The sequence below is a fragment of the Paenibacillus luteus genome, assembly GCF_006542765.1.
Classification (GTDB): Bacteria; Bacillota; Bacilli; order Paenibacillales; family Paenibacillaceae; genus Pristimantibacillus; species Pristimantibacillus luteus.
The window spans coordinates 1-15,989 of sequence record NZ_SKCD01000077.1 but is presented as its reverse complement, the minus strand read 5'-3'; the positions used below and the strand labels follow the sequence as shown (position 1 = coordinate 15,989).

Annotated in this window: 17 protein-coding genes; 16 read left to right on the top strand and 1 reads right to left on the bottom strand. The window is 46.0% G+C overall.

Annotated features, from left to right (window positions below; all coding sequences use genetic code 11):
- Positions 1–26 precede the first annotated feature (26 nt).
- The 16 genes from accC (at position 27) to spo0A (ending at position 15,119) form a co-directional block, all read left to right on the top strand.
- The gene (gene accC, locus E0496_RS32035) at positions 27–1,382 is read left to right on the top strand and encodes an acetyl-CoA carboxylase biotin carboxylase subunit (protein WP_141506007.1); all 1,356 of its coding nucleotides are present in this window, start codon (positions 27–29) and stop codon (positions 1,380–1,382) included.
- A 135-nt stretch (positions 1,383–1,517) separates the two neighbouring features.
- The gene (locus E0496_RS32030; RefSeq protein WP_139994507.1) at positions 1,518–1,925 is read left to right on the top strand and encodes an Asp23/Gls24 family envelope stress response protein; all 408 of its coding nucleotides are present in this window, start codon (positions 1,518–1,520) and stop codon (positions 1,923–1,925) included.
- Positions 1,926–2,022: 97 nt separating this feature from the next.
- On the top strand, positions 2,023–2,580 hold the full coding sequence (gene amaP, locus E0496_RS32025) for an alkaline shock response membrane anchor protein AmaP (protein ID WP_139994509.1): 558 nt from the start codon (positions 2,023–2,025) through the stop codon (positions 2,578–2,580).
- A gap of 14 nt (positions 2,581–2,594) precedes the next feature.
- Entirely contained in the window at positions 2,595–2,825 is a 231-nt protein-coding gene (locus E0496_RS32020) for a DUF2273 domain-containing protein (RefSeq protein ID WP_141506006.1), read from the top strand.
- Positions 2,826–2,961: 136 nt separating this feature from the next.
- On the top strand, positions 2,962–3,405 hold the full coding sequence (gene nusB, locus E0496_RS32015; protein WP_141506005.1) for a transcription antitermination factor NusB: 444 nt from the start codon (positions 2,962–2,964) through the stop codon (positions 3,403–3,405).
- A gap of 57 nt (positions 3,406–3,462) precedes the next feature.
- Positions 3,463–4,323, top strand: a complete 861-nt coding sequence (folD, locus tag E0496_RS32010) for a bifunctional methylenetetrahydrofolate dehydrogenase/methenyltetrahydrofolate cyclohydrolase FolD (RefSeq protein WP_141506004.1) — start codon at positions 3,463–3,465, stop codon at positions 4,321–4,323.
- Between the two features lie 7 nt (positions 4,324–4,330).
- Positions 4,331–5,701 carry an exodeoxyribonuclease VII large subunit gene (gene xseA, locus E0496_RS32005; RefSeq protein ID WP_141506003.1) on the top strand — a complete coding sequence of 457 codons (1,371 nt, stop codon included), beginning with the start codon at positions 4,331–4,333 and terminating at the stop codon, positions 5,699–5,701.
- Positions 5,685–5,939, top strand: a complete 255-nt coding sequence (xseB, locus tag E0496_RS32000; RefSeq protein ID WP_141506002.1) for an exodeoxyribonuclease VII small subunit — start codon at positions 5,685–5,687, stop codon at positions 5,937–5,939. Before xseA ends, xseB begins: the two co-directional genes overlap by 17 nt.
- Before the next feature lie 2 nt (positions 5,940–5,941).
- Positions 5,942–6,853, top strand: a complete 912-nt coding sequence (locus E0496_RS31995) for a polyprenyl synthetase family protein (protein WP_141506001.1) — start codon at positions 5,942–5,944, stop codon at positions 6,851–6,853.
- A gap of 72 nt (positions 6,854–6,925) precedes the next feature.
- A complete protein-coding gene (dxs, locus tag E0496_RS31990; protein WP_175598154.1) occupies positions 6,926–8,869 on the top strand; it encodes a 1-deoxy-D-xylulose-5-phosphate synthase in 1,944 nt (647 codons plus the stop codon).
- Positions 8,870–8,885: 16 nt separating this feature from the next.
- Positions 8,886–9,716 (top strand): TlyA family RNA methyltransferase, encoded by an 831-nt coding sequence (locus E0496_RS31985; protein ID WP_141506000.1) that lies wholly within the window; start codon positions 8,886–8,888, stop codon positions 9,714–9,716.
- A 188-nt stretch (positions 9,717–9,904) separates the two neighbouring features.
- Positions 9,905–10,372 (top strand): hypothetical protein, encoded by a 468-nt coding sequence (locus E0496_RS31980; RefSeq protein WP_141505999.1) that lies wholly within the window; start codon positions 9,905–9,907, stop codon positions 10,370–10,372.
- Positions 10,373–10,389: 17 nt separating this feature from the next.
- Positions 10,390–10,842, top strand: coding sequence for a transcriptional regulator AhrC/ArgR (gene ahrC / locus E0496_RS31975; RefSeq protein ID WP_139994527.1), 453 nt, complete (start codon positions 10,390–10,392; stop codon positions 10,840–10,842).
- A gap of 11 nt (positions 10,843–10,853) precedes the next feature.
- The gene (gene recN / locus E0496_RS31970; RefSeq protein WP_141505998.1) at positions 10,854–12,566 is read left to right on the top strand and encodes a DNA repair protein RecN; all 1,713 of its coding nucleotides are present in this window, start codon (positions 10,854–10,856) and stop codon (positions 12,564–12,566) included.
- A gap of 123 nt (positions 12,567–12,689) precedes the next feature.
- On the top strand, positions 12,690–14,018 hold the full coding sequence (gene spoIVB / locus E0496_RS31965) for a SpoIVB peptidase (protein ID WP_141505997.1): 1,329 nt from the start codon (positions 12,690–12,692) through the stop codon (positions 14,016–14,018).
- Between the two features lie 288 nt (positions 14,019–14,306).
- Entirely contained in the window at positions 14,307–15,119 is an 813-nt protein-coding gene (gene spo0A / locus E0496_RS31960; protein WP_139994533.1) for a sporulation transcription factor Spo0A, read from the top strand.
- Between the two features lie 319 nt (positions 15,120–15,438).
- Here the strand turns inward: spo0A and E0496_RS36315 are convergent, their stop codons facing one another.
- On the bottom strand, positions 15,439–15,801 hold the full coding sequence (locus tag E0496_RS36315; protein ID WP_206669927.1) for a hypothetical protein: 363 nt from the start codon (positions 15,799–15,801) through the stop codon (positions 15,439–15,441).
- Between the last annotated feature and the right edge of the window lie 188 nt (positions 15,802–15,989).

Below are 15,989 nucleotides of genomic sequence, written 5' to 3'. Positions count from 1 at the left end.
AACTGTTGTTTGAAAGGGGTTCCTACGTGAAATTTCACAAAATATTAATTGCAAACCGCGGAGAAATTGCGGTACGTATTATTCGCGCATGCCGCGAGCTTGGCATTAGTACCGTTGCTGTTTATTCGGAAGCTGACCGTGATTCACTTCACGTGAAGCTGGCGGACGAAGCCTATTGCATCGGGCCAACCGCGTCCAAAGACAGCTATTTAAACTTAACGAATATTATGAGCGTAGCTACAATAACCGAATGCGATGCCATTCATCCCGGTTATGGCTTTCTAGCCGAGAATGCTGACTTCGCAGAAATTTGCGAGTCTTGCAACATTACATTTATCGGTCCATCACCAGATGCCATTAACCGAATGGGCGATAAAGCAGTGGCCAAGTTGACGATGAGAACGGCGGATGTGCCGATTATTCCAGGCTCTGACGGCCTTGTCGAGAATATGGATGATGCCTTGCGCGTTGCTCGTGAAATCGGTTATCCGGTGATCATTAAAGCGACGGCAGGAGGCGGCGGCAAAGGCATTCGAATTGCCGATGACGAGACGATGCTGATCTCCCAAATTACGACTGCACAGCAGGAAGCTCAGAAGGCATTCGGCAATGCAGGCGTTTATTTGGAAAAGTACTTAACTGGTATGAAGCATGTGGAAATTCAGATTATGGCCGACAAGCATGGCAACGCCGTTCATTTGTTCGAACGCGATTGCTCCGTTCAGCGCCGCCGCCAGAAACTGGTGGAGGAAGCTCCATGTTCTGTCTTATCGCCTGAGCTTCGCGATCGAATGGGACAAGCAGCGGTTCGTGCTGCACTTGCTGTTAACTACTCGGGCGCGGGCACACTGGAATTTTTGCTTGGACCGGATGGGAACTTCTATTTTATGGAGATGAATACCCGTATCCAAGTTGAGCATCCCGTAACTGAAATGATTACGAATGTGGATCTCATTAAAGAAATGATTTCCGTCGCAGAAGGCAATCCGCTTTCCTTTGCGCAGAGCGACCTGAAAATAAACGGATGGTCAATTGAATGCCGGATCAATGCAGAGGATTCCGAACGGAATTTCATGCCTTCTCCAGGATTGATTCCCTTTTATTTAGCACCAGGGGGTGCTGGCGTGCGTATCGATAGTGCGGTATATCCTGGCTATACGATTTCACCTCACTATGATTCCATGATTGCAAAATTAATCGTATGGGGAGCTACGCGGGAGGAAGCAATCGCGAGAATGAAGCGTGCATTGTCCGAATTTGCCATTGAAGGCATTCGGACGACGATTCCTTTCCATTTGAAGCTGCTGAACCATCCCAAATTCGTGAGCGGAAACTTTGATATCAAGTTCCTTGAAGAGCATGATATTAACGCTCCGGAATGACAATACGACAATAATGTGAACAAGTAGTATCGTTTGTCATATTTCTTGACGAATGTTATAGTATATTAACAAGATGCGGTTAATTGCTTGGCCTCGCGCCGGGTACGCGCAACTTTAAGGAGGTGTACAGCCATCATGAGTACGATTGCTGCTGAGTATGAGAAAACGGACATTGGCACCATTCAAATTGCACCTGAGGTTATTGAAGTTATCGCTGGATTAGCTACGATTGAAGTGGATGGAGTCGCTGGAATGAGCGGCGGATTTGCTGGAGGCATCGTTGAGCTTCTGGGTCGTAAAAATTTATCCAAAGGTGTTAAAGTTGAAGTGGGTCAGCGTGAAGCGGCGGTAGATGTTTCTATTATCGTTGAGTACGGGAATCGAATTCCCGAGATTGCTTCCGAGATTCAACGGAATGTGAAGCGTTCAATCGAGATGATGACGGGCCTTCACGTTGTTGAAGTGAACGTACATATTCACGATGTACATTTCAAGACGCCTGATAAACCGGAAGAAGAAGAGACTACCTACAGAGTTAAATAGAGATCTTTTAATTAAATTCCGTACAACCCCCTCGTGAATGGGCATGCCGCTCGGCGCAAGGGGGTTTTCATTCGGCTTGGCAGGAGGAGGCGCTACGTTGGTTAAGGTCGTGGACAAGCTGCTTTTGTTTTTATACAGCATCGTTATTGGATGTTTATCGGTATTTGTGCTATCCATAGGTTTTGGCTGGATATCCGAAGATCTTTTAAGCGATTTCGTAAGCGATGCCTATCGCATAGATGCCATCAAAATTACGCTAGCCGTGACGGGTGTCATCCTATTTATCCTTAGCTTGAGGTTTTTTATCGTATCGCTTCATCGCGGTTCAGCTTCTGCACCATCCATTGATCAAAGAACTGACTTTGGTGATATTCGCATCTCTCTTGAAACGATTGAAAATTTGGCGCTAAAAGCAGCGTCCCGCCAACGCGGGGTGAAGGATCTTCGCGCACGCATTCGTGCAACTGACGCCGGGCTGGATATTGTGATTCGTGCCGTGGTGGACGGAGAAAGCTCCATACCGGTTCTGACTGAGGAGATACAGCGCGCCGTGAAGGAGCATGTTGAGGATATTGCCGGCATACCTGTCATGAACGTTGCGGTATATGTTGCGAACATCATTCAATCGGGCACGTTCAAGAGTCGCGTGGAATAGAGGTGAGTTTGCTGATGTGGAGGGAGTTCTGGGCCGTCTATGGTAAGCGCGCCGCTGGCGCTGCGACAGGGCTATTTTTTGGGATATTATATTTGATTGTCGGTTTTTGGGACATGCTTTTTGTAGGGCTGCTTGTATCGATCGGTTATTGGATTGGTGTGCAGAAGGAAACAAGCAACGGACCTATCTTTCCATGGCAGCGCCTTTGGTATTCGTTGTTAGAAAGATTCAGGCCGTTTAAATGATCCTGTGGTCTCCTCCGTACTCCGGATTTCGGAAAGCCGCTAATTCGTGGCAGGGAGGAGATCATAGGTTTTTTTTGGAATAAAGAAAGAATAAGAAAAAACCATTTTATCGGCATAAAGCTGCCGTGGAGGTCACATGAAACGAAGATTAGCGAGAGAAATAGCAGTATCTAGTTTATATCAAATGGAAATGAACGAGGTAACGGCATCGGATGCAGTCGATATGCTGATGGATGAGCTGCGCGAGGAAAATGAAATCGGAGCTGACCCATCAGAGATTGGCAGCACGGATGAATTCGTACGCGAGCTTGTTCTCGGCGTAATGGAGCATAAACAAGCCATCGATGGCATGCTTATGCAGTTTTTGACAGGTTGGCACATCGATCGTTTGTCGCGAGTAGACCGCCAAGTGTTAAGACTCGCGAGCTACGAGATGGTATTCCGCGATGACGTTCCGCCAAAAGCGGCAATCAACGAAGCGATCGAGCTGGCGAAGCATTTTGGCACAGAGGAATCCGGCAAGTTTGTTAATGGCGTGCTGGGTAAGCTGCTGTCAGAAATCGAAGAGCTCAAATCATAATTCAATGATATCAATGCAATAACATTTTATAGAAGAATGCTAAAGGAGACTGGAGCTATGTGCGCACAAATCATTGAAGGAAAGAAAATATCCGACCTGATCCGAGAGGAAATGATTACGGAAACTGCAGCCTTAAAGGAAAAGGGCGTTGTTCCTGGTTTAGCCGTTGTACTTGTAGGTGAGGACCCTGCTTCAAAAGTGTATGTAGGCTCGAAGGAGAAGGCATGCCAGCAGCTTGGATTCTATTCTGAGGTGCACCGGCTTGCTGCGGATACAAATGAAGCTGAATTGCTTGCTGTCATTGAGCGCTTGAACCAACAAACTTCTATTAACGGTATTCTTGTTCAGCTTCCTCTTCCGAAGCATATTAACGAAAAGGCAGTTATCGATGCCATAAGCGTAGACAAAGACGTCGACGGGTTCCATCCAGAGAGCGTAGGCAATCTGGTTATCGGTGATGATAGTTTGCTTCCTTGTACGCCTGCCGGCGTCATTGAACTCATCAAACGCAGCGGCGTTGAGATTTCGGGCAAGCATGCTGTAGTCATCGGCAGAAGCAATATCGTAGGCAAACCTGTGGCTATGCTTTTGCTGCGTGAGAATGCAACGGTAACGGTATGTCATTCCCGTACCGCCAACATGGAAGAAATCGCAAAGCAAGCGGATATCTTGGTGGTTGCCATCGGTAAAGCCAAAGCCATTGACAGCAAATTCGTTAAGCCCGGCGCAATCGTAATCGACGTAGGCATTAACCGGTTGCCAAATGGCAAGCTAGCAGGCGACGTTGATTTCGAGGATTGCTTGGATACAGCGGGATACATTACGCCTGTCCCAGGCGGCGTTGGACCGATGACAATTACACTGCTTATGAAAAATACGATTACAGCAGCAAAAAGGGCAAACGGAATCAAGGAGTGATGCAGGCATGGCAGAACAGCCTCGGGTTTATTCCATAAAGGAACTTAATCGCTATATTAAGATGAAAATGGAGTCGGATCCGCTGCTTTCTGATATTATGCTGCGTGGTGAAATTTCGAATTTCACCCATCATTCCAGCGGCCATATGTACTTTACGCTGAAAGATAGCGATAGCCGGATAAAATCGATCATGTTTGCCTCCTATAATCAAAGGCTCCCTTTTATTCCAAAAGAGGGAACGAAGGTTATTGCCAGAGGCAATATTTCAGTTTACGAGCGTGACGGCAATTATCAGTTTTATGTCCAATCGATGCAGCCTGACGGCATTGGCAGTTTATATCTTGCATTTGAGCAGCTCAAGAGCAAGCTGGGTGCAGAAGGCTTGTTCTCGGATGCTCGCAAGCGTACGATTCCGCGTTTTCCCCGTGCAATAGGCGTTATTACATCGCCAACAGGCGCTGCTGTACAAGATATTATTATTACACTGCAGCGGAGATATCCATTAATTCCGGTTTATATCTATCCCGTGCTTGTGCAAGGCAAGCAAGCTGCGCCTGAAATTGTAAAAGCGATCGAAGCAATGAACCGTTTTGGCGAAGCCGACGTATTAATTGTAGGGCGCGGAGGCGGATCGCTGGAAGAACTATGGGCTTTCAACGAGGAGGCGGTTGCAAGAAGTATCGCAGCTTCAAGAATTCCCGTTATTAGCGCGGTCGGCCACGAGACAGACTTTACAATCGCCGATTTTGCAGCTGATTTGAGAGCTGCGACGCCTACAGCAGCTGCGGAGCTAGCTGTGCCGAGCATAACGGAATTACAGCAGCAGCTTCAGCGACAGCAGCAGCGGTTAATGCAAGGCATCCGTTATCGCGTTCAGTCGGACAAAGATAAGCTGCAGCGAATTCGCCGCTCACCATTTTTTCTCTACCCGCGCAGATATTTGTTGGATCACGCAGAGCGGCTTGATCGGTTGACCGAGCAACTGGAACATCGGACAAAGCGAATTGCTGAACGGGGGCATACGCGCCTCGCGAGACTGCAGACAACGCTGGCTGGACACAACCCAGGCGAGCGGGTAGCTTTTGCCGCCAAGAGATGGCAATCAGCAAGCAAACAGCTTGAGCAAGCGATGACTTTGGCGCTGAAAGAAAAAAAACTCAGTCTGCATAGCACGATGAAGCAGTTAGATGCGTTAAGCCCACTTAAGGTCATGTCCAGAGGTTACAGCCTAGTCTATGATAAGCAAGAGCAGCAGCTCATTAAATCGATTCGCGATGTAAAGCTGGGCGACATCGTTAAGGTCAAGGTGGCAGATGGTCAACTGGATTGTCGTGTAGACTCATTGAGAGGAGATCAAATCAATGGCAGCAACAAATAATAGCGATCTTACTTTTGAAGAGGCGATGGAACGTCTCGATTCTATCGTATCTAGGCTTGAGAACGGAGATGTTCCTCTTGAGACCGCCATTGAGCTGTTTCAAGAAGGTATGATTCTATCGAAACTGTGTGGCGGAAAGCTTGAACAAGTCGAGCGCAAAATCGAAGTATTGATTGAGACGGAGCAGGGCTTCCAGAAAAAACCGTTTGCGGATGTAAACGAGGATAAAGGGGAATAAGCTTGAACGAGAGGCCATCCATAAAAGCGTATTTGACGCAATGCGCGGAGCTGACCGAAGCTTCGCTTAAACAATCTGTGCCATCTGCATGGGACGTTCCTGAGAGGCTGCGCGAGGCGATGCAGTATTCACTTGAAGCAGGCGGCAAACGCCTCAGACCTGCCCTTGTTTTAACAGCTGCGGAGGCTATTAGTGGACAAATTTCACTTGATGCGGCTATGCCCGTTGCCAGCGCCGTTGAATTTATTCATACTTACTCTCTGATACATGATGACTTGCCAGCTATGGATGACGATGATTTCCGAAGAGGAAAGCCAACCAATCATAAAGTTTTTGGCGAGGCTATGGCGATTTTAGCCGGCGATGCGCTGTTGACGCATGCATTCCATCTAGTAGCTCAAGCTTCGCGACAAGGCGGCATTGCTGCTGAAGTTGCGCTTGCTATCGTAGAGGATCTAGCCAAATTAGCTGGAGCTCCGGGGATGGTTGGCGGACAAGTGGCGGATATGCTTGGCGAGCAAGGCATCACTTCTATTGCAGAGCTGGAATACATCCATTTGCATAAAACAAGTGATCTGATCGTGTTCTCGGTAACAGCAGGGGGACGTATCGGCGGCGCGACGGCTAAGCAGCTTGAACTGCTTGCCCGGTACGGCAGGAACATCGGACTTGCTTTTCAGATTCAAGACGATATTCTCGATTTGATCGGTGACGAGAAGAAGCTGGGCAAGAAAACGAATAGTGATGTTGAGCAAAATAAAGTAACCTATCCGTTCCTGATTGGAATAGAAGAGAGCAAAGCTCAGGTTGAGCGTCTGACCCAAGAAGCAAAGTCAGCTGTACTTAAAGCAGAGCTGGCAGCGCCAGAACGGCTGCTCGAAATTGCGGATTATCTTGTTCAGCGCGATCATTGAGACAACATGCTTTTTCCATTTTGGTTGGGAAAAAAATCGCAGTATGCTATAATAGGTAAAATGTAGATGTACATGGGACGGCAGTTAGAGGCTGTCCGCGAAAGCGAGGAAAGCAACGTGCTGCTTGACCATATTAACGGACCTCAAGATTTGAAAGGTTTAACAACGGCTCAATTGGAACAGCTGGCCGGTGAAATCCGCCAGTTCTTGATTGAGAAACTTTCCGTTACGGGTGGTCATCTGGCTCCTAACTTGGGAGTTGTGGAACTGACCATAGCGATGCATTATTTATTTAATAGCCCTGAGGATAAGTTTATTTTTGACGTAGGGCATCAATCATATGTGCACAAAATTTTAACTGGCCGCATGGACAGATTCGATACACTGCGCAAATATAAAGGCTTATGCGGCTTTGTCAAGCGCGCAGAGAGCGAGCATGACGTGTGGGAAGCTGGCCATAGCAGTACTTCCTTGTCCGCAGCGATGGGGATGGCGCTTGCCCGTGACTTAAAAGGTGAGACCAATCGTGTTGTCGCGGTGATCGGTGATGGTGCGCTAACTGGCGGTATGGCACTTGAGGCACTTAATCATATCGGACATGAGAAGAAGAACCTGATTGTGATCTTGAATGATAATGAGATGTCTATCGCGCCTAACGTTGGAGCACTTCATCATTATTTAGGCAAAATACGTACCGATCGTCATTATCATAAGGCTAAGGATGAGCTGCAGCAGCTCCTTAACAAAATTCCAGCGATCGGTGGCAAGCTTGCCAAAACCGCTGAGCGCTTTAAGGACAGTTTGAAATATTTGCTCGTAAGCGGGATTTTATTCGAGCAATTTGGCTTCACTTACCTAGGCCCAGTGGATGGGCATGATATCGAGCAAATGCTTGATATTATGCGTCAAGCAGATTCGATGCCAGGACCTGTGCTCGTTCATGTATTGACCGTGAAGGGTAAAGGATATTCGCCAGCCGAAGCGGATTCATTCAAATGGCATGGCATAACGCCATACAAAATTGAATCCGGCCAAGTCGTAAAGGCAGTTGGACCTCCCGTATATACAGATGTATTTGGTCAGATGCTGATCGAGCTGGCAGAGAAAGACGAGCGAATTATTGCCGTTACGCCGGCTATGCCCGGTGGTTCCGGTTTGCTGCCTTTCGCCGCACGCTTTCCCAATCGTATGATTGATGTAGGAATCGCGGAGCAGCATGCGGCTACAATGTCAGCAGCACTTGCCATGGAAGGAATGAAGCCTGTTTTTGCGGTGTATTCCACTTTCCTGCAGCGCGCTTATGACCAGGTCGTGCATGACATTTGCCGCCAAAATTTAAACGTTATTTTTGCAATTGACCGTGCGGGTTTCGTTGGACCTGATGGAGAAACTCATCATGGAGTATACGATATACCATTCCTTAGACATATTCCGAATTTGGTCATTATGATGCCTAAGGATGAAAATGAACTCAGACAGATGCTGAAAACGGCTGTTGATTATAATGATGGTCCGATTGCGGTTCGATATCCTAGGATTGCTGGTTTAGGCGTTGAAATGGATGCCGATCCGCAAGCACTGCCTATCGGCAGCTGGGAGACGCTGCGTGAAGGAGATTCAGGAGTTATTGTAGCCATTGGCCCGATGATTCAGGTAGCTGAGGAAGCCGCAGATTTACTTAAGCGTGAAGGCTTGAATATCCAGATCGTTAATGCGCGGTTTATCAAGCCTCTTGATGACCAAATGTTATTATCGCTGGCAGCAGAAGGTAAAAACATGATTGTGCTCGAGGAAGGCGCTGAACTTGGCGGCTTAGGCAGCTCAGTCCTGGAATTCTATTCACTTAAGGGAATCTATGGAGTGCCTGTTCGCATTATTGGCGTTCCAGACATTTTCGTGGAGCATGGAACGATCAAGGAACAAAGAAAAGAAATTGGTCTGACAGCTGACAGGGTTGCTACTGAGCTTAAATCTATGCTGCCAAGACGGATGAAGCGTGTTACTGGTCAACAGTAATGTTTGAGGGAGAACGATGACAACAACACCGAAAGAACGGATAGACGTACTATTGGTTGAACGCGGCTTTTATGAAAGCAGGGAAAAAGCCAAGGCGGCATTAATGGCAGGGCTCGTGCTTGTGAATGATGAGCCTGTGGACAAGAGCGGAACGAAGGTTGTCCGCACCGCCGATATTAAGGTAAAAGGAGCCCTGCATCCTTATGTAAGCCGTGGCGGCTTAAAGCTTGAGAAAGCCATTCGGAAGTTCAATATTGACTTGAATGGGCGGGTCATGCTGGATATAGGCGCTTCCACAGGCGGGTTTACCGATTGTGCTCTTCAAAATGGTGCAGCCTATGTCTATGCCGTTGATGTTGGTTATAATCAGCTGGACTGGTCATTGCGACAGGATGAACGAGTGCATGTCATGGAGCGTACCAACTTTCGTTATACGCAGCCTGCTGATTTAGTCGGACCGCCGCCGACCTTTGCTTCCATCGATGTATCCTTTATATCTTTGAAGCTTATTTTACCTGCTCTTTCTCAATTAATATCGGTTGGTTCCGGCATTGTGGCGCTCATTAAGCCTCAGTTCGAGGCCGGCCGTGAGAAAGTAGGCAAATCGGGAGTCGTGCGCGATTCAGGAGTTCACAGGGATGTTCTCCGTACGGTGTTGACAGCTGCTGCGGAAATTGGGTATACCTTGGAGGATATTACGTTCTCTCCCATTACAGGTGGAGAAGGCAATATTGAGTTTTTGGCATACTGGATCTGGTCTGGAGAGTCAAATTCCGTCATTCCGGATGATGCAGCGTTGTCAGAAATAGTTAAGCAGGCAAGTGAAACCTTTACTGCGAATAAATGAAATATAACTAAGAGGAAGGTGCCGTGCAGAAGAAATGCTGCCGGCATCTTTTTTTCTTTACAGCAGCGTCATGTTTTTGATAAACTGTATAAAGGCAAACAAACGTTCGGTATCTTTGTCAAACAGGAAAAAGCCCCCAGCTTCTCGAACGATTATAGATACAATCCAATGATAATCGGGGGATGCTGATGGGAACGTATGGTGATTGGTTTATCATGCTTGCAGCTGGCTGTTTACTCGTCATTTGGCTATTTAGGATGTTTTACCGCTGGCTGCATGAGCCTGCAGGCGTTAATCGCCTTACACTCGGCAAGGGTGGAGTATTATCGTCTGATGATGAAAACATAGCCTTGCTGGAGCAAGCGGGCTACACAGTCCGTTCAGGAAAGCATTTGGTTCCGGTTCCGATCAAGCTGGATGATGTGCCACTTGGGAAGGGAAGCCGGTTATACATTGATTATATTGCGGTAATGGATAATAAAACGTATATTGTGAAAACAGCACGAGATCGGAAACCTATGGAATGGACGGCAAGTGGTGTAAGGGAACGTCTTCTTGTCTATTCGCTCCTTCTGCCTGAATGCGACGGAATATTGTTCGTGGATGCGAGGGACAAGGTTATACGCAAAATTTCATTTCACATTGCAGACATTTAAATCATGGAGGTTTTTATATGAAAGGCATTCGCCAATTTCGTATTAAAGAAATTGTTAACAATCGTGCAATAGAAACGCAAGAAGAACTGGTTGAGGCTCTTCGCGACTCAGGGATGCAGGTTACCCAAGCCACCGTGTCACGGGATATGAAGGAATTGATGCTTATTAAAGTGCCGGCTGGGGAAGGAAAGTACATCTATTCGATACCTCAAGACCATCAGAAGCAAAATCCGATTCACAAGCTAAAGCGAGCATTGCTTGATCATTTTGTACATATAGACTTTACGGATAACCTCGTCGTTATGAAATGCTTGCCAGGCTCAGCTAATGCCATTGGTGCTCTAGTTGATAACATGGAATGGCCTGAAGTCATGGGAACCATATGCGGTGACGACACCATACTGATGATTTGTCGTACCAAGGTTCAAAGTGGAGAAATCGTGGAGCGATTGCTTGAATTATTAAATTAGGAGGGTAAACCATGCTGCGTGAGTTGTCTATTCGGAATTTAGCGGTCATTGAAGAAGTAAACGTTACTTTTCATCATGGATTTCATGTGCTGACGGGAGAAACAGGTGCAGGCAAATCAATACTAATTGACGCGCTAAGCTTGCTTGTCGGCGGTAGAGGTTCCGCAGACATGGTGCGGTATGGTTGTGATAAGGCTGAAATGGAGGCTTTGTTTGATCTGGCAACCCATCATCCAGTGTGGACGGTTTTAATTAAACTCGGTGTACATGCCTCTTCTGAGGAAATGCTCGTTATTCGGCGCGAGCTATCGGCACATGGCAAGAGCAGCAGCCGCGTCAATGGACAACTGGTTACAATGACGATGCTAAGGGAAATCGGCGAGTGCCTGGTTAATATCCATGGACAGCATGAGCATCAATCTTTGCTGCGCACTGAACAGCATTTAGAGTGGCTGGATCTGTTCGCAGGAGATTTGCTTATCGAGCGGAAACAAAATTACCGTCATCTCTTTACTCAACTTCAGCAAGTTAAAGCCTCACTGCGTGAACTGGAAAATTCAACAAGGCACAATGTACAAATGCTGGATTTGTACCGATTTCAAATTGAAGAAATTACGAATGCTCAGCTTAAGCCTTTGGAGGATGAATTGCTGACAGACCAACGGCGCAAGCTAATGTATGCGGGCAAAAGAATGGATGCCGTATCGGAAGCCTATTCCTTGCTGTATGGAGGGAAAGGACTTGATATGGTTAGTAAAGCGGTAGCGAAGCTCATCGATATTCAAACCTATGATGCCGAAAAATTAAATCCATTATTAGAGCAGCTGCAGTCGGCTTTTTATCAAGCGGAAGACGCTGCATTCCAATTGCGTGATTACCGTGACGGCATTGAGTCAGATCCTGATCTGCTTTCCCAAGTAGAGGATAGGCTTGATCTTATTAATAGCTTAAAGCGTAAGTATGGTGAATCCATTTCAGATATTCTTGCTTATTTGGATTGCACGATTTTGGATCGGGACAAAATCGAAAACCGAGATCAAATGCTTGAAGAGCTTCAACTTGAAGAAGCACGTCTATACGAGCAAGCCTTGACGCTTGCGAAAGAACTATCTCAACTGCGCGAACATGCTGCTACACGGCTTTCTGAGGCGATTGAGAAAGAGCTAGGACAACTACAAATGTCATCAGCAAGATTCCGTGTTCAAATTGATACAACCTACACAGGTCAAGCAGAGAATAAGCATGTTCGACTACATGCTAACGGGATGGATGAAGCGATCTTTATGCTTTCCACCAATCCGGGCGAGCCGCTTAAGCCATTAAATAAAATTGCTTCCGGCGGCGAAATGTCTCGGATTATGCTCGCGCTCAAAAGCATCTTTGCCGAGATTGATCAGGTTCCTGTGCTCATTTTTGATGAGGTGGATACTGGAGTGAGCGGACGAGCAGCCCAAGCAATCGCTGAGAAAATGTCACAGCTTGCGAAGAAATGCCAAGTTTTCTCCATCACGCATTTACCACAAGTGGCTTGTATGGCTGACCATCATTATGAAATCCGCAAACAGGTGATTGGAGCAAGAACTTCCACATCTGTCGTTGAATTAATCGGAAAGATCCGAATCGATGAGTTAGCCCGCATGCTTGGTGGGGTCGAAATCACAGAAAAAACAAGGCATCATGCACAAGAAATGCTTGATCTGGCACATAGACAGAAAGGAGCGTAATGGAAGCCAATTAGGGAATGTTTTTGCGGACATAAAACGACCGGGTGAGGGTAACTTAAAGGTACGCCAATGGCGACTTAGCCTTCTACGTCATGCGATGGAAATACAGGGAGCGTGAAATCATTGAACTCCAGTCAAAGGAAGCGATGGTTTGGCCTAGTTCTCGTTTTCTTCATTTGCATGATCGGAAGCTCCACCCCGTTTCAACACTTTGCCGCAATCCCGAATGAACTTCGTTTATTCTCCGGGCAACTGAAACGATTACAATACGGAGTGCCCGTTCATGCAGAAGTAACGGTCGACCCTCACATGCTTCAGATTAACGGATCAACCAGTCATTCTCTTTCCGTAAATTTGAATGAGCCACTGTCACTGCAGTCAGTCCAAAGCGGTCAAACCAAAATGAAAGTGAAATTATTTGGTAAAATTCCATTCAAAACTGTAAAAGTTAATGTGGTGCCTGATCTGCGTGTTATTCCAGGTGGACAGACGATTGGAGTTAAAGTCAAATCTTCAGGCATTTTAGTTGTAGGCCATCATCAAGTTGCTGGCAGCGATGGTATGAAGCAATCACCTGGAGAGGCTGCTGGGCTGCGTCTAGGCGATTTAATTGTCAAGATTAACGGTAGCAGTATCAATCAGGTTCACAGGGTTGCAGAGCTTAGTGAGCGGGCAGGAAACGAGAAGAAACCACTCGAGGTTACGTATAAGCGTGATGGTCAATTAGGAAAGACCCAGCTAAGCCCCGTATTCGATGCTCAGGACAAAGCATGGCGGTTAGGACTTTATATACGTGATTCCGCGGCAGGGGTAGGAACCTTAACCTTTTACGCACCGGATCAAGGTGTCTACGGCGCATTAGGACATGTCATTACGGATATGGATACACAAACACCAATTGACGTAGGCGAAGGTCAGATTTTACAATCAAGCGTTACGTCCATCAACAAAAGCCAAAATGGTGAGCCGGGAGAAAAAAGGGCACATTTTGTGAAAGAAAGCAAAATATTAGGAAATGTTGAGCGTAATACTCCGTTTGGCATTTTCGGCAAAATGAATGAAGTTCCTACGCATAGCTACAGTGAAAAGTCCATTCCCGTAGCTTTTGCCGAAGATGTCAAAGAAGGGCCTGCACAGATTTTGACTGTTGTAAATGGACAAAAGGTTGAACGCTTTGATATTGAAATTGCGCATGTATCTAAACAATCGGGTCCTGCAACTAAAGGGATGGTCATAAAAATTACGGATAAAAGATTATTAAGCAAAACAGGCGGCATTGTTCAAGGCATGTCAGGAAGTCCAATTATTCAGGATGGCAAGCTAGTAGGAGCCGTTACACATGTTTTTGTCAATGATCCTTCATCTGGTTATGGCTGCTTTATTGAATGGATGCTCCAAGATGCAGGGGTACTGCTTAAATCAGCAAATGGTCATATTGGAGAAGCTGCATAGCGTTTAAATTGGACGTCTGTTTAGGCTGAAGCAAAGCCTAAGCAGACGTTTTTTTTTCTTTTTTGGGAATAGTTAAAAAACGCGTGATGCGTTCAATCAGCGATGAATTTTGTCGAAGAATAACGAACGGAATCGTTACATGTAACAAATTTTTAATTATATCGAAACGGCGTAAAAAAATCTAGAAAAATAATTTTCGACAGAAGGAATTCATCTTCCCATGTCGAAAACTTTAAGCAGACAACTAGTGAGCGAAAACTTCAAAATCATTTAGAGGAGGACCACAACTTGCATAAGATCGAAGTATTATTAGCAGACGACAACCGTGAATTTACTAACCTGTTATCGGAATACATATCCGAACAAAGTGATATGAGTGTGAGTGGAGTCGCGTACAACGGTGAAGAGGTTTTGAGACATTTGGAGGAAGCCAGAAAAATTCCGGATGTACTTATCCTTGATATTATTATGCCTCACTTAGACGGGCTAGGCGTACTTGAACGCTTGAAGGAAATGAATATGTCTCCTATGCCGAAAATCATTATGTTAACCGCTTTCGGTCAAGAAAATATTACGCAAAAAGCGGTACAGCTTGGGGCCTCTTATTATATTTTAAAGCCATTTGATATGGATATTTTGGCTAATCGTATCCGCCAGCTCGTAGGCAATCCAACTTACTCCTCGACGGGAAGTTTCTCTACCGGTTCTTCCTCATTGAAATCCAATGTTGTTCCAATTGCCAAAGGCAAAAACTTGGATGCCAACATTACAAGCATTATTCACGAAATTGGCGTTCCCGCTCATATCAAAGGTTATCAATATTTGCGTGAAGCTATAACGATGGTTTACAATAATATTGAAATTCTTGGCGCTATTACAAAAACATTGTACCCGGCTATTGCCGAAAAATTCAAAACGACGCCATCCCGCGTCGAACGGGCCATCCGTCACGCGATTGAAGTCGCTTGGACACGCGGCAACATCGACAGCATCAGCCACTTGTTCGGTTACACGATTAATATCAGCAAGTCGAAGCCGACGAATAGCGAATTTATTGCGATGGTGGCTGATAAGCTGCGGATTGAGCATAAGGTATCATAAAAAGCGTAGTGGCGCGGTTTCTCGGTCAATATTCGATAGCTGAAACGGTGAATTTACGGACTAGGTAGCGTCGCCGTTCCGATGAATATTTACGTAACCATTGCGTTAAACTTCTTCGTTTTCACCTCGCAATCAGCGCATATTTATCGGGTACTTAGACAACGATATCATACACGATCTTTTGGAATTTTTCAAACATCCGTTCGTATGTTGTGGAAACACTCGGACACGGTGAGAATGAAGTAGAAATTTCAAAATAACGAAAAAGGCGCGACCATTATCGGAGTGAATTCCGTCTGTGGTCGCGCCTTTTTTGCGTTTACGCGAGATTTTTACGTCTATCAGAGAACAACTCGTCTATATCAACAATTGGAAACGTTAATTTGACCCACCGTTTTAGCATACCAGCCGAACTGCTGCAGTAATATTCGCGAGAGTCATTTTCGAAAATAAATATTCGCGGTTCATGGTTGACTACTGGGTACACTGCGACAATATAATCGGCCTCTGATTGGACATAAGTAGTACCGTCAAACCTTCTTACATCAAATATTAATTCATCTAGATAGCATATCGTTTTGACCTGGATCTTATAGTGCTCGCCGTTTACCGGGTCAGTTGCGAGTATACCGTAAGCCTCGGAGACGTCCGATGTATGCACGGTCCATCCGTTCGCCAGCAACGCCAATCGCGCAGCTATCTCGGAATAGTTAGTTTTAGAATAGTTTGATATCATTTGTGTTACCTCCCACTATAAAGTAATGTTTACTCCCGTATTCTCACTCGTTCTTAGATTTTCAACATCGACATCTTAGAGGTAATGGAGGAATGTTGTTGTAGAGCCATATTTTTCTATAAGGACCGGTGACG